Origin of the sequence: Nonomuraea sp. SYSU D8015 (assembly GCF_008065375.1) — a bacterium.
Lineage (GTDB): Bacteria > Actinomycetota > Actinomycetes > Streptosporangiales > Streptosporangiaceae > Nonomuraea.
Genome location: NZ_VJYI01000002.1, coordinates 425,154 through 445,196, shown reverse-complemented (window position 1 = coordinate 445,196; position 20,043 = coordinate 425,154). Strand labels below are relative to the sequence as shown.

Here is a 20,043-nt window from a genome sequence, read left to right as displayed (position 1 = left end):
AGGGCGCCCTGGACCCCGCTCCGGATCCGGGCCTGGATCCTAATTTGCCGACGTCAATGTCCTGAGGGAATGCTCGACCAGGGTGATCATCACTTCCTTGGCCGACGTGCGCCGCCGTACGTCGCAGAGCATCACCGGGACGTCGTCGTCCAGGTCGAGCGCGATGCGCACGTCGTCCACGCTGTGCTGCTCGGCCCCGTCGAAGCAGTTGACGGCCACCACGAACGGCGTCCCGCGCTGCTCGAAGTAGTCCACGGATGGGAAGCAGTCGGTCAGCCGCCGGGTGTCGGCGATCACGACCGCGCCCAGCGCGCCATAGGACAGCTCGTCCCACATGAACCAGAACCGCTCCTGCCCGGGCGTGCCGAACAGGTAGACGACGAGCCCTTCGCGGATCGTGATGCGGCCGAAGTCCATCGCCACGGTCGTGGTGGTCTTGGCCTCGACGCCGTCGAGGTCGTCGACGCCGATCCCGCGGTCGGAGAGCACCTCCTCCGTGCGGAGTGGTTTGATCTCGCTGATCGACCCGACCAGGGTGGTCTTGCCGACGCCGAAGCCGCCCGCGATGAGGATCTTCAGTGCGACGGGGTCCTCAGAGAGCACGGAGTCCATTGATCACTTCCTTGAGAATGCGCTCATTCGTCCGCGCCCCTCCGGCGGAGGACGACGTCACCGAGATGAGGCCGTGGTCACGCATGTCGCCGAGCAGCACCCGGACGACGCCGACTGGCAGGTCGAGTTCGACGGCCAGGTCGGCCACCGAGATCGGACTGCGCGCAGCCCGCAGGATGAGTTGCTGCTCGGGACCGAGCTCGCCCGTCGGCTCGCCGATGGCACGCACGGTCGCGACGAGGTCGAACGCGTCCCCCGAGGAACGCGTGCGGCCGCGGATGAGGGCGTAGGGCCGGACGAGGGGCCCGGCCTCCTCATCGAACCACTGCGGGCTATCGCTCATGACGCCCCAGCGCGTGGATTGGTGGTGATGTGCTGGCCCACCCGCTTGACGAGCATCGCCATCTCGTAGGCGATGTGGCCGACGTCCACGTTCGCATCGGCGATCACGGCCAGGCAGGTGCCCTGGCCCGCCGCGGTGACGAACAGGAACGCCGTCTCCATCTCCACAATGGTCTGCCGCACGTCGCCGCCGCCGAAATGGCGGCCGGTGCCGCGTGCCAGGCTCTGGAAACCGGCCGCCACGGCCGACAAGTGCTCGGCGTCCTCGCGGCTCAAGCCCTTGCTGTAGCCGACCGCCAGGCCGTCGGTCGACAAGATCACCGCCTGGCGTACGGCCGCGACCCTGGAGGTCAGATCGTCCAGCAGCCAGTTGAGCTCACCGGTGTTGGTGGTCGGCGCACTCATGCATCCCCCTTACTCGATTCTTCTCGGGCGCGTTGGGTTCCCCGCTGGAAGGCGGAGAACAAGTCGCGTACCTCGTCGGGAGAGCGCCCGGTCTGCTTCTCCGGTTCGTGAGGCTGGGACGGCTCCGGCTTGGACTCCTTGAGCCGCGACGACAGGCTGGCCTGGCGCACCCGCCTGGGCAGCCCGGCATGGGTGCCCGAGGTGACCACCGCGAGCGCCTTCTTCCGCGTACGGCTCGGCAGCGCGGCCATCTCTTCCCCGCCGTCGCCGGCCGTCAGCGCCGTCTGCTCGGTCACCAGCGCGCGCGGCACCAGCACGATGGCGGTCGTGCCGCCGAGGGGCGAGCGCCGCAGCATCACCTTGATCCCGTGCCGCGCGGCCAGCCTGGCCACCACGAACAGGCCGAGCCGGTCGCTGTCGGCGAGGTCGAACTCCGGCGGGTCGGCCAGGACCTTGTTGAACGCGGCGTACTCGGCGGGCGGCAGGCCCAGCCCTTTGTCGTCGATCTCGATGGCGTAGCCGTTGCTCACCTGGTCACCGCGCACCTTGACCACGGTGTCCGGCGGCGAGTAGATGGTGGCGTTCTCGATCAGCTCGGCGATCAGGTGGGTGAGGTCGGCGGCGGCGCCCCCGTCGAAGGCGCTGACCGGCATCGCCGCGACGTCGACCCGGGTATAGTCCTCCACCTCGGCCACCGCGGCCCGCACGATGTCGATCACGGGCACGGGCTTGCGCCACGCCCGCCCCGGCGCGGAGCCGGACAGGACCATGAGGCTCTCGGCGTGCCGGCGCATGCGCGTGGTCAGGTGATCGAGCCGGAAGAGCTCCTCCAGCCGGTCGGGGTCGTGGGTGCGCCGCTGCATGCCGTCGAGCAGCGCGAGCTGGCGGTGCAGCAGACCCTGCTTGCGCCGGGCGAGGTTGAGGAAGACCTGGCCGACCCCGCGCCGCAGCGCGGCCTGGCCGACCGCGGCGGTCACGGCGGTGCGCTGCACGGAACCGAAGGCCCTGGCCACGTCGGTGATCTCAGCGGAACCACTCACCTTGATCGCCTTGGCCTCCTTCGCCACGTCGACGTCCTCGCCCTTGCGCAGCCGCTCGACGAGGTCGGGCAGCCGCTTCTCCGACAGCTCCACCGCGGCGCCGCGCAGCGCGCCGAGTTCTCCGGCCAGCCGGCGACCGAACCGTACAGAGATGATGATCGACGCGAGCACCGCGATCAAGCCGATGCCGCCCGCGAACGCGATCTTGACGACCGTGGCGGTCGCGGCCTCGGACGTGCGCGCGGCCAGCTCCTGGGACGCGGCCAGGCCGTGCTGGTCGAACTGGGCGGTGAGCTTGTCGATCGTGTCGGTCCAGGCGTCGGCGTCCGGAGGCGGGGCGCCGGTCCTGACGATCCGAGCCTCCATGGCGGCGAAGCTCTGGAACGGCTCGGAGGCGAAGACCTGCTCGTACGGCCGGCGAAGCGTCACGTCGAGCCCGGCGAGCCCGCGCGCGTGGAGGAACTTCCTGGAGGCGGCGTACTCGGTGAAGGCGGCGGTCTCGGGGCCGGTGAGTCGCCGGTCGGCCAGCGCCCCGATGACGAGGGCGTTCTCCCTGGCGATGTACTCCCTGGCCATGCCCATGGCCTGCAGCGAGGAGGCCTGCTGGAGGATGGCCAGGTCGGAGACGGTGACCAGGTGGTCGTAGAGCAGGAAGATCGAGTCGAGGATGCGGTTGTACTCGTTCAGCCCAGTGAGGCGGGAGCTGAGGCCGTTGTCGATGTCGGCCCTGATCGAGCCCAGCCGGTCGAGTGCGCCCATCAGGGTGTCGAGCGGAAGGCGCAGGTCGTCGCCGAGTGCGCCCCCGGCCTCGCTGACGGCCTGACGGAACTCGGTGACGGACCGGTCGGTGCGGGAGCGCTGGCCGCCGAGCGCCTCGGTGAGCTCACGCGTCGTGAGCGCCTCCGCTGAGCGTACGCGCTCGGCCTGGAGTTGAAGGCCCAGATCGGTGGACTTGACGCCGATGGTCCGGTACAACGTTCCGGCACGGAGCAGTGACTGGGCGTCGCCCATGGTGAGGTTGAGGACGAAACCCCAGAGCGCGCTCAGAGACAGGAGGGGTAGCAGCAGCAATAAGAAGATCTTGAACCGAATTGACCGGTTTTGCGAACCCATGTCCCAACCTCGAGTCGGGGGCATTTCCACACCTGTTGTGTAAATACACCTCCGGAAGATCGCACAGGAGACTAGCACCGTTTATGCGTCCGGCGCAGTGGGAGCAAGACGTTCATTACCGTGATTATTGGGACACGATCTCTCTTGCGCGGCGTCCTGCGGCGACGACCACCCCCAGCCAGGCCAGGGCGACCAGCGAGATCACGAGCAGCCCCGCCCAGTTCACCAGGGTGTAGAGGTGCACCTGCCACTCGGTCACGCGGGGCACCCGGCCGATCCGCAGCAGCTGGAACTGCCACGGCCGGCCGGTCAGCACCAGCGTGATCGCGATCGCGATGGCGCTCATCGAGTCCCACAGCGCGTGCAGCAGGGAGACGCCGAGGTAGGTCAGCACCACGGGAGGCTTGATCCGGCCGCCCGCCGCGAACAGCACCCCGCCGGCGATCGCCGTCCACAGGCCGTGCCCGACGGGCGTCAGGATGCCGCGCAGCACCTCGGTCTCGACGAGCTGGGTCAGCGACAGGCCGTCGCCGGTGAAGAGCGCGTTGAAGGCGTAGCCGGCGCTCTCGAAGGCGGCGAAGCCGAAGCCGACCGTCGCGCCGAGCATGACGCCGTCCATGGCCGAGCGCGTGGTCATGCGCCTGGTGACGAACATCAGGGCGGCCAGCTTCACGCCCTCCTCGATGAGGCCGACCAGCACGTACATCACGAGCGAGGGCCGGACCAGCCAGCTCTCCAGCAGCGAGGCGCCGAGCACGCCCAGCACGCCGCCCACCACGAAGGCCCTGAACATCAGCTCGACCGTGACGCGGGGCGAGCGCTCGCGCCCGTACGCCCACACGACGAACGTCACCGGCACCAGGAAGCTGCCGAACAACACGACCGTCGGGACGAGGTTGGAGTTGCGCGTCCAGCCCGTCGTGACCACCGTGGCCAGCCACAGGACGAGCCCGATCAGGAAGACGCGGGTCCACGGTCTCATCGCGTGAGCTCCTCCACGGCGCGGAAGGCGGCGGTGACGGCGGCGTCGGCGCGGGCCGCCGGCACCGCGTCGGATCCCGCGATGGCGATCCTGCCGAACCGCCGGCGCGCCACGTCCGCCGGGAACGGCCCGTCGGGGTAGAACGGGTGCCACGGCCGGCAGTATTCGGGCGCGTTCCCGTGCCCCCAGCGGTTGATCGTGATCGCCTCGATGTCGCCGGCCGGGTCGAAGCCGGTGGGACCGAGCAGCCGGGTCAGCTGGTCGCGGATGGTGTGCTCCAGCCGGTCGTAGGGCGTCTCGATGAGCTCGCGCCGGCCCTCTGCGGCCCCTTCCACGGGCCCCAGCTCCGACCGGCACGGCGTGGCCAGGAGGTGCACCGCGGCCGGCCGGCCGGGGCGGCTGGGGACGTCGAGCTCGGTCAGGCACCAGTACGCGCCGGTCCACCGCACCCGCCGGAGCTCGCGCACCGCGGTCCGCCCCCATGCGTCCCAGCCCCGCACCCGCACGGTGGCGTGCAGCAGCGGCACCCGGACCGCCGCCCGCAGCGCCTGCCGCTGGTCGTGCGGCAGGTCGGGCACGAGGTAGGGGATGACCGCGCTCCAGCAGGCCAGGATCACCGACCGGGCCTCGACGCTCATGACCTGGTGGCCGTCGAAGTACGCCACGGTCGCTGCGGCGTCCCCGTCGCGCACCGACACGACCGGGCTGGACAGCCGGAACCGCGCCCGCGCTCCCGGCTGGTCGAGGGCGCCGGGCGCCAGCCTGCGCACCATCGTCCGGACGAGCCCTTGATTGCCCTCGGGGAAGTGGTAGACGTCGGGATCGGCGATCCCCCACTGCTTCTTCACGGTCGGCGAGTTGAACCGGGAGGGTTTGTCCGCGTCGAGCCCCAGGCCCGCGAACCCCGGATAGCCGGTGCCCCAGGCGTCGATCGCGCCGAGCGCCCGGGTGTCGTAGCCCCACTCCGGGCCCGGCACGGTCCGGAGGAACCGCTCGACGTCCGGGTGCGCTCCACACACCTCCAGCAGGAAGGCGGAGTACGTCAGCCCGGCCAGCCGCTCCTGCTTGCCCTCGGCAGGCAGCCCGGGCAGCCAGTCGGGCGGGTCGTCGCGCAGCAGGCGCAGGTCGGCTCTGGCCTGCTCGGCGATGGGCAGCCTGGCCACCCAGTCGCCGGTGAGCCTGACCAGGGTGTCGGCCCCGAAGGTCTCCGCGTCGCACATCACGGCGTCGGCCAGGCCGGTGTCGGCGTGCGCCCGGCCGCTCTGCCGATGGAACACGGCGCGCCGGGCCTGCCCGCCGATCTCGTCGTGGTTGTCGAGGACGAGCACGTGTGCGCCGGGGTCGCGCCGCAGCCACTCGTCGGCCGCGCTCACTCCGCTGAGCCCGCCGCCGACCACCACCAGATCGTAGATCTCCCCGGTGGGCTCGGGCGGATCCGCGTACTGCCAGAAGCGGCCGTCCCGGAGCGCGTGCGGCACGGCGAGCGCCGCGGGTGAGCCGCCCAGGAATCCGGTCGGCCCGGGGGGAGTGGCGGCTTTCCGCGCCGTCTCAGTCATGCCCACGGACGCAAAGGCGCTCACGGCTATGCCGTCGAAGAAGTCGCGACGGGAAATAGACCGGTTCATCCCGAGGTCGCGTGGGCTCAAGCTCATGGCGCGATCATCGACAGCGCGGCCAATTGCCGCGCCGGGACGCGCAGCGTCTCGAGGAACTTTTTGCGCGGCCTATTACCGTGAATGCCGGTTTGGAGTAGCGTCCGGAATATCGCGACGGGGGGAGAACGGTGGTCGGCAGGCAGGGCAGGGTCACGGGGAAGATCGGCCCAGGGCTCGTCGGCGAGGTCATGATCCCGATCAGGGGCGGCATCGAGGCCTTCTACGCGCACCCCAGCGTGCCTGACGAGGAGATTCCGGTGGGATCCATCGTCGTGGTCGTGGAGTATTTCCCCCCGCGGACCGTGTACGTGGCCAAAGCTCTCGTCTAGGGAGGCACCGATGTCCCCCGAGCTCTACATCGCCGCCGGCGCCGTCGTCGTCGCGGTCGTCGTCATCATCCTGCTGTTCAAGGCCGTGTGGCGGGTCGCGGAGCCCAACGAGGCCCTGATCATCTCCGGCCTGGGCGCCCGCGGGCGCGCGGAGGGCGCCGACAGTCTGGGCTTCAAGATCGTCACAGGCAAGGGCACCGCCGTGTTACCCGGGTTCCAAACCGCCAGGCGCCTGCGGCTCGACACCAGGGCCGCCAACCTCCAGGTCTCCTGCGTCACCCAGCAGGGCATCCCCGTGAACATCCGCGGCGTGGTGATCTACAAGGTCGGCGACGACCTCGTCTCGATCGCGAACGCCGCCCGCCGCTTCCTCGACCAGCAGGACTTCATGACCAGCGCGATCCACGAGCTGTTCACCGGTCACCTGCGCTCGATCATCGGCAACCTCACGATCGAGGACCTCATCCTCAACCGGGAGCGCCTGACCAGCGAGACCAGGGCCTCGGCCGCCGACGAGATGAGCAAGCTCGGCATGATCGTGGACTCGCTGCAGATCCAGGAGATCGAGGACGAGACCGGCTACATCATCAACCTCGGAAAGCCGCACGCCGCCAGGGTCGCCTCCACCGCCCGCATCGCGCAGGCCCAGCGCGACCAGGAGGCCACCGAGGCCGAGCAGATCGCCGCCGCCAACATGGCCGCCGCCCGGCGCGACGCCCGCATCAAGGAGGCCGCCTACCAGGCCGAGATCGACCAGGCCATGGCCACCTCCAGACAGGCGGGGCCGCTCTCAGAGGCCACCGCCCGCCAGGAGGTGGTGGTCCAGGAGACCAGGGCCGCCGAGCTGGAGGCCCAGCTCGCCGAGCAGCGGCTTCAGTCGCAGGTACGCAAGCCCGCCGACGCGAAGGCGTACGAGACCGTCACGCTCTCCCAGGCCGAGCGCGACGCCCGCATCGCCCAGGCCGAGGCCGAGGCCAGGGAGACGGAGCTGCGCGCGGTCGCGCAGGCCTCCCAGGTCAAGCAGGCCGCCGCGGCCGAGGCGGAGGCCGTGCGGCTGCGCGGTGAGGCCGCCGGCGCGGCCACGAAGGTCACCGGTGAGGCGGAGGCCCAGGCCACGCAGGCACGCGGGCTGGCCAACGCCGAGGCGACCAAGGCGCTGGGCCTGGCCGAGGCCGAGGCCGCCCAGGCCAAGGGCCTGGCGGAGGCCCAGGCGATCAAGGCCCGCGCCCAGGCGCTCAAGGAGAACCAGGAGGCGGTCATCGCCCAGCAGCTCGCCGAACGCTGGCCGGAAATCGTCGAGGCGGGCGCGAAGGCGTTCGGCGGCGTAGACCACATGGTGGTGCTGAACGGCGCTCAGGGCATCGAGGAAATGCTCGCCAAAGCGCTCACACTGGGCGGCACCGGACTGGGTCTGGCCCGGGCCTTGCTCAATGGCGCGAGCCCGAACGGCAGCGAACCGGAAAAGATTCTTAAAACCGCTGAATCCCGCGAATAGCGACGTTACCCGGATGCGCGACCTGCGATTCCTCTAGCGTTTTCATGCAGGCGAGCCCTCGCGATATTCCTCTGGCGTTTTGGGGTTGGGGAGGGGGACGCGAGGGCTCGCCCCGCGTGAATGCCGCCAGAGTGAATTGGAGAGCGCATGCTTAAGGCCATTTCCGGCATATGTCTGAGCATGACGGCCCTTGCCGGATGCTCGTCCGGCGAGGCCGCGGCCCCGGCGCCCGCCGCCTCGGCGGCCGCGTCACAGTCGTCGTCCGCCGAGGCGGCCAGGCTCCGCGCCGCACTGCTTCCCGTGCCCGAGGGCATGCAGATCTCGTACGGCCCCGAGGTGGGCGCCTTCGGCTCGCTCAAGTCCACCCAGCAGGGCCTCGCCGCGGTCCGCCAGGCCAGGCTGGAGCGCCCCGAGTGCGCCGGGGCCGCCCAGCTCGACGCCGCCAAGCCGGACGTCGCCAAGGCGCCCGCCGCAGTGATCGCCTTCGCCGCGGACCGCGGCTCGATCACCCAGGCCGTCGTGTCGCTCCCGTCGGCGACCTTCCCGGACCCGCTGCCTCAGCAGTGCACCACCTATTCGGCCGACATCGGCGGCTCCAAGGTGTCCTACAAGACCCGCGCCCTGCCCATGCCGGCCAAGGGCGACCAGTCGCGCGCCTACCTCACCACCGCCACGGGCGTGAAGAAGAACGCCGCCCAGATCGGCTCCGTCATGATCAGACGCGGCACCCTGATCATGAGCATGCTCGTGGTCGGCCGGCAGGTGAAGCCGAACGGCCTGTACGAGCTCGCCACGCTGGCCGACCAGAACCTGGCCCGCGTCACCAGGTGAACAGGCTCATGAGGGCCGAACCGCGCTTCGTGCGGCGGACGTAGATCTGCCAGCCGTCCCGATGCCGCGTGATCAGCTCCGCCGACTCCAGCCGGTCGCAGTGGTACGTCACCGCGTTCGGCCCGCTGAAAGCGCGCACTTGACGCCTGGCCAGCGCGCCCATCGTGAGCGGCCGCTCCAGGCTCGGCAGGATGGCCGACCGCACGTCGCCGACGAGGAATCCGAGGCGGTCGTCACGGCCGCCCGCGGGGGCGCCGTCGGCCGGCCCGTGCAGCGGGTAGCCGATCCAGACCACGCCGGGAGGTCGTGGAGCACGACGTCGAGCGACCTGCGGCGTAACGCGGAGCGTCGGTGATCAGCGCGAGCATGGACAGGCCCGGCGTCGACGTCACCGGCACCTGATCCAGCCGCTCGATGACCAGGCTCGTATGCATGTGTGCTGTCCCCCAGTGTCCACCGGCTTCCCCGCCCGCCGCGCGCCGCCCCCGTGGCCGCGGCAGTGGCAGTCAGATCAGGACGTGCGCGTCCGGCCGCCCGACGAAGGAGAACTGCGCGTTGCGGGTCAGCTTGATGTGGTCGGCCTGCCACGTGTGCATCGCGGCGTCGGCGCTGCGCCAGTAGACGAAGTTGAAACGGTCCGCCGAGTAGATCTTGACGGAGTCCGCCTTAAGCCGCCGTACCAGCTCGGTGTCCTCGCCGCGGGTGATGTCCGCGAACCCGTACGAGCGGAACATGTCCGCCTTGCCGAGGAACGTGCCGCCCTGGACCAGGAAGGAGTAGCGGTGCTCCAGGCCGGGCAGCCGGAGCATCGTGGTGTTGATGCCCTCGAAGTACGCGTAGTGCGCGCCCTTGCCGACCAGCTCCGCGTCGGAGTAGTCGAACGCCCGGACCAGGTCCGACAGGTAATGGTCTCCGTACAGGTTGTCGTCGTCCATCTTGGCGATCAGATCGCCTTCGGCGGCGGCGATGCCCAGGTTCATGCAGGCGCCCAGCGACAGCGAGGCGTCGGCGGGCAGGACCACGACGTCCGTGATGCCGGCCATGCGGGCCTTGTCCGCGACCACGACCGGGTCGATGTCGAGGCCGTGCAGCACCATGATCAGCTGGAGCGGGCGGTGGATCTGCCGGGCCACCGACGAGATGGCGTGCTCGATCTGGGAGGCGCGGTTGGTCGGCAGCACGACCGAGATCGAGCGGGCCCTGGGCGTCACCTGGTGCCCGAGGTCCTGGAGGATCTGGTCCACGCGGTGCGAGAACAGGTGCTTGTCGAAGACCTCGCGCATCGCCAGGTGCCCGATCCTGGCGCGCAGCTCGGGGCTGTTGATCAGGTGCAGGACCTGGTTGTACGACTCCACCGGCTCGCGCGCGATCGGGATGAGGTCGCCGAACGTCTCCTCGATCGCCCGCGACCACCCGGACACCACGGGCGTCGAGCAGGCCGAGAGCTCGAAGACCCGCCGCGCGCACATGGTCGGCGAGTCGAGCACCGAGTTGACGTTGAGGAAGACCTTGTACATCCGGTACGCGGCCAGCATCTGGTCGTAGGGGAGCTCGCCCACGATGTGGGGGCGGTACTTCTCCGGCCAGGCGTACTTCTCGTCCACCTCGCCGTTGCGCGCGAAGATGTGCAGCCCCAGCTCGCGGATCGGGTCGAGGACGACCTCCATCTGCTCGCGGCGCTCGGGGTGCTTGTCGCGGAAGTACATCCCGGCGAAGACCACGTCGTGCAGCCGGCCCTGGCGCTGCTGGATCGGGTTGTGCACGCGCGGCTGGGCGGCGAACTGCAGCACGTCCACCCGGTCGTGTCCCAAAATTTCCCGATATTTCGGCAGCATGTCGCCGTCGCACGTGAACACGTAGTCGAACAGCTTGGCCGTGTCGATGAAGAAGTCGAAGTTCGGTGGGTCCTCCTTGTTCCAGAAGACCGTCGGGATGCCCTCCTCCTTGCACCAGGCGACGAGGTCCCTGAGAGGTTCCTTGGGGGCATTGGTGCCGGTCATCTGGTAGCGCCAGCGGCCCTGGTTGCCGTGCCAGGCCGACTCGCAGAACAGCAGGTCGGGCCGCTTCTCAGCGAAGATCTCCGGCCAGTCCTTGAGCCCGAACTCGATCTGGTCCCACTCGTAGCGGAAGGCCATCCTGGAGAAGTCGTCCAGGATCACCGCGACCTTCAGGTCCGGCCTGTTCACCGGCCCGTTCGGCCACTTCGCCGGCGGCACCTCGACCAGCGGCGGCCGGTTGTTCGCCAGCTCGATCGCCTCGTTGACCGGCATCGGCGGCTTGGGCGCCTTGTCCTTCGACCGGACGGCCTCGACGATCTTCCCCGGGCTCTTCGCGCCCAGGGCCTCGCCCAGCTTGAACGTCCGCTTCGCCTGGGTGGCCTCCAGCTTCCACTGCGCGTACGCGGCCTTGGCCTCGGCGATCTCCAGTCGCCGCCGCAGCTCCCTGAGCTCCGCCTCGTACCGCTCGACGACCTTGCGCTCCTCGGGCAGCCAGTTGACGGGGCCAAGTCGCTGGTACGCGGGGGGCTCGGGGTTTTCTGCCATGGTCATGCGCCTATCGCTCGATGGGGAGCCGACAAGAAACCTGCTCATTGGCCTGCCGCCCCACTGTCGTGCCTGGTCAAGGCCGTAGCGGCAGTCCATTCAGCAGGTTTCTCATCGGACGTCATGTTACGTCGGAAGCGAAGGCTATTCGGGGCGTTTGGCCTGCGAAGCAGGCGCCAGGTTGTCACCGCGAAGCCACGCCTCGATCACCGTGGCGATCCGCGGCCCCGCCTTGCCGTCCCACAGCACCGGAAGTTCCCCGGCCGGCGTGGCGGCCCCGTCGGCCAGTGCCTTCTCCGCGGCGGCCGGCAGGAGGGCGGGCGTGACCAGCCGGTTCGTGCCGTGTGTGATCGTGATCGGCCGCTCGGTGTTGGGCCGCAGCGTCAGGCAGGGGACGCCCAGCATGGTCGTCTCCTCCTGCACGCCGCCGGAGTCCGTGACCACCAGCGAGGCGCCGCGGACGAGTGAGAGAAAGTCCACATACCCCAGCGGCTCGATGACCTTGATCGTCTCTCCGTCCACCAGCCCCGCCTCGGCCAGACGCGCCTTGCCGCGCGGGTGCACCGGCACCACGATCGGAACCTGCCGCGACACCTCGAGCACGGCGTCGACCAGCTCCTTGGCGGCCTCGGCGGTGTCCACGTTCGCGGGGCGGTGCAGGGTCGCCACGGCATATCGATCGGGTATGCCCAGCCGCGCCACGACGGGCGCCGGGTCCAGCGACGGCAGCGCCGAGAACAAGCTGTCGATCATGGGGTTGCCCACGAGGTGCACCTTCGACGCGGGCACGCCCTCCGACGCCAGATAGGCGAGGGCCTCGGGGGAGGTGGCGAAGAGCAGGTCGGCCAGCGCGTCGGTGACGACCCTGTTGACCTCCTCCGGCATGCCCCGGTCGAACGAGCGCAGCCCCGCCTCCACGTGCGCGGTCGGCACGCCGAGCTTGGCGCAGACGAGGATCGCGGCCAGCGTCGAGTTCACGTCGCCGTACACCACGACCAGGTCCGGCTCCTGCTCCTGGACGACCTCCTCCAGGCCGATGAGCAGGGCCGCGGTCTGCTTGGCGTGGCTGCCCGAGCCGACCCCCAGGTTCGCCACCGGATCGGGCAAACCAAGATCGGAGAAGAACACGTCGGACATCAGCGCGTCGTAGTGCTGACCAGTGTGGATGATGCCCTGCCGCACGCCGAGTTCACCGAGTGCCCGGACCACCGGGGCCGCTTTCACGAAATTGGGACGAGCACCCAAAACGTGCAGGACCAGGGGGTTCTCCCTCATTGACCTCGCCTTTCATAGCGGAAGGGAAAAAACGCTGCCTATGGTACGGTCCCACCGTGGCATCCGACGCCAGTCGTCAAGACTCCTCAAAGGTTTCCGCGAAGTCCGCCCGTGCCGGCGTCGGTGGACTTCTCAAGGGCTTCGTCCAGCACCCGATCATCGTCTCCCGCGTCGTCGTGACGAAGGTCAGATCCGACCCCGTCCGCGTGGCCCAGGCCGCCGCCGACGCGCTCCCGCCCCGGCTGCGCCCCATCGTGGGCAGCATGGCGTGGCCCGCCGCGCGCCGGGCCCGGCGCCTGGTGCGCAAGTTCGGCATGCGCGTGCTCAAGGGACCCTGGAACGAGGCCAAGGAGCACTGGAACGCCGGCCGGGTCAGCCAGGCCGCCGCCGTGCTCGAGGCCCACACCAAATATCCGTTCGTCAAGCGCAGGGCCGCCTACTACCGCGGCGAGCTGGCCGCCATCAGTCCCGACCCGATCCCGCCCGGCCCCAAGGTGGCCATCCTCGAGCGGGTCCAGGGCCGGGTCATGCACCTGGTCACCAACGCGCTGCCGTTCACGCAGGCCGGATACACCGTCCGCACCCACCGCATCGTCACCTCGCAGAAGGCCGCCGGGCTCGACCCGCACGTGGTCACGAGCTGGGGCTGGCCGATGATGCAGGGGCACGCGGACGCGTCGCCGTACGAGGAGATCGACGGCATCCCCTACTACCGGCTGCTGCCCGACGGGCACGGCGAGGTGCCGTTCGAGATGCGCGGCCGCATGGTCAGGGGCGCCGACGCGGTCACCACGCTCGTCACCCAGCTGCGGCCGCAGATCCTGCACGCCGCCACCGACCACCGCAACGGCTCCGTCGCGCACGCCGTGCGCGACCGCACGGGCACCCCGTTCGTGTACGAGGTCCGCGGCTTCCTGGAGGAGACCTGGGCCTCCCGCGACCCGATCAGGGTCGGCAGCGAACGGCACGTGCTCCAGCGCGAGCGTGAGGCTTTCCTCATGCGCGAGGCCGACGCCGTGGTCACGCTGGCCGAGACCATGGCCGCCGAGATCGTCGAGCGCGGCGTGCCCAGGGAGAAGATCCACCTGGCGCCCAACGCGGTGGACGACTCCCTGCTGACCGCGCACTACGACGGCGCCTCGTTCAGGACCGCGTACGGCATCGAGCCCCATGAGGTCGTGGTCGGCTCGGTGTCCAGCATCGTGGCCTACGAGGGGTTCGCCACCCTGCTGCGGGCCGCCGCTCTGCTGCGCGACGGCGGCACGCCGGTGCGGGTGCTCATCGTGGGCGACGGCGCCGAGCGCGACAACCTCCTCGAGCTCGTCGGCGAGCTCGGCCTGACCGACGCCATCCTGCCCGGCCGGGTGGGCCCCGAGGAGGCGCTGCAGGCCCAGGACGCCATCAACATCTTCGCCTGTCCCCGCGAGGACCTGCGCGTATGCCGACTCGTTACGCCATTGAAACCCGTCGAGGCCATGGCGCTCGGCAAGCCCGTGGTGCTCAGCGATCTGCCTGCTCTGTCTGAGCTCGTCGGCTCCGACGGCGCCGGGCTGCTGGTGCCGCCCGGCGATCCCGAGGCGCTCGCGAAGGCGCTCGCCGGGCTCAGGGACGACCCCGCCAAGCGGGCCGAGATGGGTGAGGCAGGGCGGGCGGAAGTGGCTGCCAAGCGAACGTGGAGCCGCGTTGCCGAGACTTATCGAGCCCTTTACCGATCTTTGGCCGAATGATGACCTTCAGGAGGGCTGCGTCTTGTGACGGTTTCTGTCGCATTAGGCGTGAGCTAGGTGGACTTGAGATAACCTTTGCGACCATGAAGTGTTGTTTCCGGCTCCCAAAGGCACAGCTGTGACAGAAATAGACTTGGCTGTCATCGGCCTGGGCTACGTCGGCATGCCGCTCGCCAAGGAGGCGGTGGCCGCCGGTCTGCGAGTCGTCGGCGTGGACGTCGATCCCACGAAGGTCGACGCGCTCAACGCCGCCCGGTCCTACATCGACGACCTGACCGACGCCGACCTCGAGCACATGCTGGCCAACGGGTTCACCGCCACGCTGGACGAGACCGTGCTGGCCCGGAGCAACACGATCGTCATCTGCGTGCCCACCCCGCTGGACGAGGATCACCGCCCGGACCTGTCCGCCGTGGAGGGTGCGACCAAGGCCGTCGCCCGCAACCTGAGCAAGGGCACGCTCGTCGTGCTCGAGTCCACCACCTGGCCCGGCACCACCGACGAGGTGGCCAGGCCGCTGCTGGAGACCTCGGGCCTGGTCGCCGGCGAGGACTTCCACCTGGCCTTCTCGCCCGAGCGCATCGACCCGGGCAACCCCAAGTTCGGCCTGCGCAACACCCCCAAGGTCGTCGGCGGCTACACCGCGACCTGCCGGGACCGCGCGACCGCCTTCTACAGCCTGTTCATCGAGCAGGTGGTGCCGGTCAGCGGCACCCGCGAGGCCGAGATGGCCAAACTGCTGGAGAACACCTACCGGCACGTCAACATCGCCCTCGTCAACGAGATGGCGATCTTCTGTGACGAGCTCGGCATCGACCTGTGGGAGGCGATCGAGGCCGCGGCCACCAAGCCGTTCGGCTTCCAGAAGTTCCTGCCCGGGCCGGGCGTCGGCGGGCACTGCATCCCGGTCGACCCCTCGTACCTCTCGTACACCGTGCGCAAGCTCGGCTACCCGTTCCGGTTCGTGGAGCTGGCCCAGGAGATCAACGAGCGGATGCCGTCCTACGTGGTGGCCCGCGTCCAGAGACTGCTGAACAGGCATAAGAAGCCCGTGAACGGCGCCAGAGTGGTTATGCTCGGCGTCACCTACAAACCGGACATCGCCGACGAGCGGGAAACTCCGGCCCTGCCGGTGGCGCGTGCGCTGCTGGAGCTGGGCGCCGAGCTCTCGTTCGCCGACCCGTACGTCAAGGAGTGGTCGGTAGACGGCACCCCGGTGCCGCGTGAGGAGGACTTGGCCGATGCCGTGGTCAACGCTGACGTGACGCTGCTGTTGCAGCAGCATGCCGCGTTCGACCTCGACATGGTCGAGGCGAAGGCCAGGCTCGTGCTCGACACCCGCGGCGTGCTCGCCGAGGGTGAACGCGTCGAGCGGCTGTAGCGACGGAGGGCTGCGCGCAGTGCACGTGCTCGTCATGACGGTGGTGCATAACCCCGAGGATGCCCGGATCCTGCACCGGCAGATCCGTGCTCTCGTGGATGCCGGTCATGAGGTCACGTATGCCGCCTCCTTCACGGCGTTCGGCGTCGTCCCGCGTCCCTGGGTCACCGGTATCGACCTGCCCAGGGCATCCCAGCGCAACCGCTTCCCGGCTGTGTGGGCCGCGCGGCGGCTGTTCAAGCGCATGCGCGACAAGGTCGACCTCGTCCTGGTGCACGACCCCGAGCTGCTGTTCGCCGTGTGGGGTGTGCGCAACAGGCCGCCGGTGGTGTGGGACGTGCACGAGGACACGCCGGCCACGCTCTCGCTCAAGCCCTGGCTGCCCTCGCCGCTGCGGCCGCCCGTGCGCTTCCTGGCCCGGTTGATGGAGGGCACGGCCGAGCGCCACCTCCACCTGATCCTGGCCGAGACGGCGTACGCCGGGCGGTTCAAGCACGCCCACCCCATCGTGCCCAACGAGACCTGGGTGCCCGACTCCGTGACGCCCCCCGGCGACGACCGGGTGGTCTACCTCGGCTGGCTGTCCAGGGCCCGAGGCGTCATCGAGGCGGTCGAGGTGGCCAAGCTGCTGCAGCCGTACAGAGTGGCCGTGGAGCTGATCGGGTACGCCGACCCGCAGAGCCGCCCCATGCTCAACCAGGCCGTCACCGAGGGCTTACTGGAGTGGCGCGACTTCATGCCCAACGACGAGGCGCTCAAGCGGCTCGACGGGGCGCTGGCCGGTCTGTCGCTGCTGCACGACGAGCCCAACTACCGGCACTCGATGCCCACGAAGATCGTCGAGTACATGGCGCACGGCATCCCCGTCATCACCACTCCGTCGCCGCGCGCCGTGGAGCTCGTCGAGCGCTACGACAGCGGCGTCGTGGTGCCCTGGCAGGACCCCAAGGCCGTCGCCCAGGCCGTGCTGACGCTCAGGGACGACGTTCGTGAGCGGCGCGCGCAGGGTGCGCGCGGCTATGCGGCGGCCCGTGCGAACCACCACTGGCCCAACTCGGCCAAGCGGTTCGTCGCTCAGCTGGAGTCCTGGGCAGGGGTCAAGCGATAACGGGCGGCGGGTCTCTCAACGTGCGCTGGCTCTTCCTCGTCGTGGGCGCGGCCGTCCTGGCCGTCGTCGCCGCCGTGGTCATCGTCATCCAGCCGTCCTCCGACGAGCGTCCCGTGACTCCCGCCAAGACCGCCGCGGCTCGCCCGACGCCGACCCAGCAGACGCCGAAGAGCAGCGAGTTCACCGACGACTGCGGGACGTTCGCGACGAAGGAGAAGGCCCCGTACGCCGTCACCGGCTACTGGATCATGCCCAAGTCGAATCCCTGCACGTGGCGGAAGCAGCTGAAGGAGATCCACGACGTCGGCGGCGACACGATCATCAGGATCGGGTACGGCCTGCAGTTCCGCACCGTCTCCGGCGACGGCGACATCATGACCAGGGACGGCGAGCTCGACTCCCTCTACAAGGCCTGCCAGGAGGACGGTCTCACCTGCCACGATGCCGCCCAGCGCGATCTGGAGCAGGCCAACCCGGGCAACAGGATCGGCCGCACGTACGTCTACCGGACGGACGAGTCGTTCGGCCCGGGCCTGTTCCGCTGCCCCCAGATGGAGCACGCCATCAAGGCGGGCAAGCGCACCTACTTCCGGCTCATCACTCAGCCGGACGGCTCCGACGACGCCACCTGCGACTTCTCCAGCAAGGGCCGGTCCTACGACCTGATCCTCATCGCCGGCGCGGTCGAGGACAGCCTGAAGGAGCTGCTCGACCTGGGCGACCAGTTCGGCATGCAGATCTTCCCGTCGCTGCCGCTGGCCCCGCGCGACCCCAAGACCCCGACCAGGGCCTACAAGCACCACATCGGCACCCTCACCACGCTGACCCGGCGCATCCTCCAGGACTACGGCGAGCGCTTCGCCGACCGGGCGTCGCTGGGCGGCGTCTACCAGCCGTTCGAGGTCCAGATGTCCGACACGCTGGCCTCCAACCCGACGCTGGAGGTGTACGCCGAGCAGCACACGATCGTCGAGCAGCAACTGTCCGGCAAACCCATCCTGATCAGCCCGTACATGGACGCGCGCCGCCGGGTGCCCTTCGGCCAGACGCCCAAGCAGGTGGCCGAGGGGTTCAAGGCCCTGGCGAAGACCGGGGTCGGCATCATCGCGCCGCAGGACAGCCGGGGCACCGGCAAGGTGGGGCTGTTCTGGTCCGACGAGCGCGACACCGAGGTGGACGAGCGGCTGCGTCCGGTGGTCGGGGAGTCCACGTACGGGACCGCGTACCACGGGTCCACGCGCGACTACTACCGTGAGATGTCCCTCGCCCGCGAGGAGATGATCCAGCAGGGCTACCAGGTCCAGCTGTGGGCGAACGTGGAGGCGTTCGAGCCGTCGGGCGACCAGCCGTGCACCCCGCAGGGCACCCGCGGCAAGACCGACAAGAAGCGCCTGGACCAGGCGGTCACCATGGCGGGGCGCTATGTGCAGAAGGTCGTCAGCTATATGTGGAGCGACTTCATGACCTGCGGTCGCCCGTCATTGGAAGAGGAGATCACGTCTGACTGGCAACGCCCGATAGCGGTGGACGCCATCAGGCGATCCCGCGACGTCCAGGACGGGGTGGAGGTCCGCGGCTACAACTTCAGCGGCGCCACGATCACCGTCCAGTGGTCCGGCGGTACGAAGGACATGGTCGTCTCCGCCGTCGGCTGGCTGGAGGAGAGCCCGATCGAGGAACTCCCCGAGGGCATGGTCACGGCCTGGGTGCCGTTCGACTGGACCCAGGTGCCCGCCGGGGAGTGGATCAGGATCACGGTCAAGGGCCCGTCGGGCAAGGCGACCACCGAGCCCTTACACGTCCGCCTCGCGGCCTAGGCGGCCGTTCGCTACCCGCACGTAGGTGCGTGTAACGTGCCGTCCATGGTCCCGAGCGTCCCGGTCAGCGTCGACCTGGTCGTGCTCACCGTACGATGTCACGCGCTGAGCGCCCTGGTGTGGCGCCGCGACAATCCGCCGTTCCTGCGGCGCTGGTCGCTGCCCGGCGGCTTCATCCAACTGGACGAGGACCTTCCCGCCGCCGCCCACCGCATCCTCTCCGAACGGGCCGGGCTCCCGGGCGCGCCGGTCCACCTCGAGCAGCTCCAGACGTACGGCTACCCCGACCGCGACCCCCGCCAGCGCGTCCTGAGCGTCGCCTACCTGGGCCTCGCCCCCGACCTGCCGGCCTCGGAGAAGGCCCACATGAGCTGGCAGCCGGTCGACTCCCTCACGGTCATGGCCTTCGACCACCGCCGCATCATGCTCGACGGCGTCGAGCGGGCCCGCGCGAAGCTTGAATACACCTCGCTGGGCGCGGCCTTCTGCCCGCCAGAGTTCACCGTCGCCGACCTGCGCCGCGTCTACGAGATCGTCTGGGGCCGCTCCCTGGACCCCAGAAACTTCCACCGGAAGGTCACCAAGGCGGAGGGCTTCCTGGTGGAGACGGGCTCCACGACCACCAGAGACGGCGGCCGCCCCGCCAAGCTCTACCGCCGCGGGCCCGCCGAGCTCCTCCACCCCCCGATGCTCCGCTCGCTCAAGGAGTGATCCCGTTCATCGCGGCGCGGGCACCACGGCCAGTTCGGCCGCGTACGAGTCCGCCGGGGCCGCGAGCACCCAGACGACCATCTCGGCGAGCGTTTCCGGGCGGATGCAGCGCTCGGGATCGTACGGACGGCCGAAGGCGCTCCTGACCTCGCGCAGCAGCTCGGTGGCGGTCGCGGCCGGATAGACCGTGGTGACGCGCACGCCGTGGGCGGCCTCCTCCTCGCGCAGCGAGTCCGCGAGCTCGCGCAGCGCCGCCTTGCTCCCGACGAACGCCGACCACCGGGGAACCCCTGTCATCCCGGGCGAGGCGTTGACGAAGATCACATGACCTCGGGAGCGTCGTAACCCGGGCAGCGCCAGCCGCACCAGCTCCGCAGCCGACGCCACGTTCACGGCCAGAACCCGCTCCCAGGTCTCCGGATCCGTGTCGGCGACGGCCGCGATGGGGGAGACACCCGCGCAATGCACCAGCGCCTGCACGTCGCCCAGTTCGCCCACGGCGGCGGCGATCGTCCCGGGCTCGGCGAGGTCGGCCTCGATCCCCGGCACGCCCAGCCGCCCGACGCCGCGCCCGACGGCGGTCACCTGGTGCCCTGCCTTCACCAAGGCGCCGACCAGCGCCGTTCCGATCCCGCCCGTGGCCCCGGTCACCAGCACATGCCCCATGGAGCGGCTCC

At 69.9% G+C, this 20,043-nt stretch carries 18 protein-coding genes; 8 read left to right on the top strand and 10 right to left on the bottom strand.

Annotated features, from left to right (window positions below):
- Window positions 1–39 precede the first annotated feature (39 nt).
- The 6 genes from ID574_RS11285 to ID574_RS11260 form a co-directional block, all read right to left on the bottom strand.
- A complete protein-coding gene (locus ID574_RS11285) occupies window positions 40–612 on the bottom strand; it encodes a GTP-binding protein (protein ID WP_080043843.1) in 573 nt (190 codons plus the stop codon).
- A complete protein-coding gene (locus tag ID574_RS11280; protein WP_188188760.1) occupies window positions 593–955 on the bottom strand; it encodes a DUF742 domain-containing protein in 363 nt (120 codons plus the stop codon). The genes ID574_RS11285 and ID574_RS11280 overlap by 20 nt, the downstream gene beginning before the upstream one ends.
- Complete coding sequence (locus ID574_RS11275) at window positions 952–1,359, bottom strand: roadblock/LC7 domain-containing protein (RefSeq protein ID WP_188188759.1); 408 nt, start codon at window positions 1,357–1,359, stop codon at window positions 952–954. The genes ID574_RS11280 and ID574_RS11275 overlap by 4 nt, the downstream gene beginning before the upstream one ends.
- On the bottom strand, window positions 1,356–3,470 hold the full coding sequence (locus ID574_RS11270) for a sensor histidine kinase (RefSeq protein ID WP_188188758.1): 2,115 nt from the start codon (window positions 3,468–3,470) through the stop codon (window positions 1,356–1,358). Before ID574_RS11270 ends, ID574_RS11275 begins: the two co-directional genes overlap by 4 nt.
- A 166-nt stretch (window positions 3,471–3,636) precedes the next feature.
- The gene (locus ID574_RS11265; RefSeq protein WP_188188757.1) at window positions 3,637–4,494 is read right to left on the bottom strand and encodes a PrsW family intramembrane metalloprotease; all 858 of its coding nucleotides are present in this window, start codon (window positions 4,492–4,494) and stop codon (window positions 3,637–3,639) included.
- Entirely contained in the window at window positions 4,491–6,050 is a 1,560-nt protein-coding gene (locus ID574_RS11260; protein WP_223166582.1) for an FAD-dependent oxidoreductase, read from the bottom strand. Before ID574_RS11260 ends, ID574_RS11265 begins: the two co-directional genes overlap by 4 nt.
- Window positions 6,051–6,277: 227 nt before the next feature.
- On the opposite strand from ID574_RS11260, the gene ID574_RS11255 reads away from it, so the two are divergent.
- From ID574_RS11255 to ID574_RS11245, 3 genes are all read left to right on the top strand, one after another.
- Complete coding sequence (locus tag ID574_RS11255) at window positions 6,278–6,478, top strand: hypothetical protein (RefSeq protein ID WP_188188756.1); 201 nt, start codon at window positions 6,278–6,280, stop codon at window positions 6,476–6,478.
- A 10-nt stretch (window positions 6,479–6,488) separates the two neighbouring features.
- On the top strand, window positions 6,489–7,973 hold the full coding sequence (locus ID574_RS11250) for an SPFH domain-containing protein (protein WP_188188755.1): 1,485 nt from the start codon (window positions 6,489–6,491) through the stop codon (window positions 7,971–7,973).
- Between the two features lie 147 nt (window positions 7,974–8,120).
- The gene (locus ID574_RS11245; RefSeq protein ID WP_188188754.1) at window positions 8,121–8,804 is read left to right on the top strand and encodes a hypothetical protein; all 684 of its coding nucleotides are present in this window, start codon (window positions 8,121–8,123) and stop codon (window positions 8,802–8,804) included.
- Here ID574_RS11245 and ID574_RS11240 read toward each other — a convergent pair.
- The 3 genes from ID574_RS11240 to wecB all read right to left on the bottom strand — a co-directional run bounded on the left by ID574_RS11240 (window position 8,794) and on the right by wecB (window position 12,622).
- Complete coding sequence (locus ID574_RS11240; protein WP_188188753.1) at window positions 8,794–9,099, bottom strand: helix-turn-helix domain-containing protein; 306 nt, start codon at window positions 9,097–9,099, stop codon at window positions 8,794–8,796. The genes ID574_RS11245 and ID574_RS11240 overlap by 11 nt on opposite strands.
- Window positions 9,100–9,310: 211 nt before the next feature.
- A complete protein-coding gene (locus ID574_RS11235) occupies window positions 9,311–11,353 on the bottom strand; it encodes a glycosyltransferase family protein (RefSeq protein WP_223166581.1) in 2,043 nt (680 codons plus the stop codon).
- Window positions 11,354–11,491: 138 nt separating this feature from the next.
- Window positions 11,492–12,622 (bottom strand): non-hydrolyzing UDP-N-acetylglucosamine 2-epimerase, encoded by a 1,131-nt coding sequence (gene wecB / locus ID574_RS11230; RefSeq protein ID WP_188188752.1) that lies wholly within the window; start codon window positions 12,620–12,622, stop codon window positions 11,492–11,494.
- Window positions 12,623–12,678: 56 nt separating this feature from the next.
- On the opposite strand from wecB, the gene ID574_RS11225 reads away from it, so the two are divergent.
- The 5 genes from ID574_RS11225 (at window position 12,679) to ID574_RS11205 (ending at window position 19,366) form a co-directional block, all read left to right on the top strand.
- Complete coding sequence (locus tag ID574_RS11225) at window positions 12,679–14,349, top strand: glycosyltransferase (RefSeq protein WP_188188751.1); 1,671 nt, start codon at window positions 12,679–12,681, stop codon at window positions 14,347–14,349.
- A gap of 133 nt (window positions 14,350–14,482) precedes the next feature.
- Window positions 14,483–15,730, top strand: a complete 1,248-nt coding sequence (locus tag ID574_RS11220; RefSeq protein ID WP_223166580.1) for a nucleotide sugar dehydrogenase — start codon at window positions 14,483–14,485, stop codon at window positions 15,728–15,730.
- Between the two features lie 19 nt (window positions 15,731–15,749).
- Entirely contained in the window at window positions 15,750–16,838 is a 1,089-nt protein-coding gene (locus tag ID574_RS11215) for a glycosyltransferase (RefSeq protein WP_188188749.1), read from the top strand.
- 20 nt (window positions 16,839–16,858) lie between these two features.
- Window positions 16,859–18,655 (top strand): DUF4434 domain-containing protein, encoded by a 1,797-nt coding sequence (locus ID574_RS11210; protein ID WP_188188748.1) that lies wholly within the window; start codon window positions 16,859–16,861, stop codon window positions 18,653–18,655.
- Window positions 18,656–18,700: 45 nt separating this feature from the next.
- On the top strand, window positions 18,701–19,366 hold the full coding sequence (locus tag ID574_RS11205) for an NUDIX hydrolase (RefSeq protein WP_188188747.1): 666 nt from the start codon (window positions 18,701–18,703) through the stop codon (window positions 19,364–19,366).
- Window positions 19,367–19,372: 6 nt separating this feature from the next.
- On the opposite strand, the gene ID574_RS11200 is transcribed toward ID574_RS11205, so the two are convergent.
- Window positions 19,373–20,032 (bottom strand): SDR family NAD(P)-dependent oxidoreductase, encoded by a 660-nt coding sequence (locus tag ID574_RS11200; RefSeq protein ID WP_188188746.1) that lies wholly within the window; start codon window positions 20,030–20,032, stop codon window positions 19,373–19,375.
- Window positions 20,033–20,043 lie beyond the last annotated feature (11 nt).

What these genes read in the sequence shown, in the direction of transcription:
- ID574_RS11285 (WP_080043843.1), bottom strand. Translation starts at nt 612, where the DNA reads ATGGACTCCGTGCTCTCTGAGGACCCCGTCGCACTGAAGATCCTCATC.
- ID574_RS11280 (WP_188188760.1), bottom strand. Translation starts at nt 955, where the DNA reads ATGAGCGATAGCCCGCAGTGGTTCGATGAGGAGGCCGGGCCCCTCGTC.
- ID574_RS11275 (WP_188188759.1), bottom strand. Translation starts at nt 1,359, where the DNA reads ATGAGTGCGCCGACCACCAACACCGGTGAGCTCAACTGGCTGCTGGAC.
- ID574_RS11265 (WP_188188757.1), bottom strand. Translation starts at nt 4,494, where the DNA reads ATGAGACCGTGGACCCGCGTCTTCCTGATCGGGCTCGTCCTGTGGCTG.
- ID574_RS11260 (WP_223166582.1), bottom strand. Translation starts at nt 6,050, where the DNA reads ATGACTGAGACGGCGCGGAAAGCCGCCACTCCCCCCGGGCCGACCGGA.
- ID574_RS11250 (WP_188188755.1), top strand. Translation starts at nt 6,489, where the DNA reads ATGTCCCCCGAGCTCTACATCGCCGCCGGCGCCGTCGTCGTCGCGGTC.
- ID574_RS11245 (WP_188188754.1), top strand. Translation starts at nt 8,121, where the DNA reads ATGCTTAAGGCCATTTCCGGCATATGTCTGAGCATGACGGCCCTTGCC.
- ID574_RS11235 (WP_223166581.1), bottom strand. Translation starts at nt 11,353, where the DNA reads ATGACCATGGCAGAAAACCCCGAGCCCCCCGCGTACCAGCGACTTGGC.
- wecB (WP_188188752.1), bottom strand. Translation starts at nt 12,622, where the DNA reads ATGAGGGAGAACCCCCTGGTCCTGCACGTTTTGGGTGCTCGTCCCAAT.
- ID574_RS11205 (WP_188188747.1), top strand. Translation starts at nt 18,701, where the DNA reads ATGGTCCCGAGCGTCCCGGTCAGCGTCGACCTGGTCGTGCTCACCGTA.
- ID574_RS11200 (WP_188188746.1), bottom strand. Translation starts at nt 20,032, where the DNA reads ATGGGGCATGTGCTGGTGACCGGGGCCACGGGCGGGATCGGAACGGCG.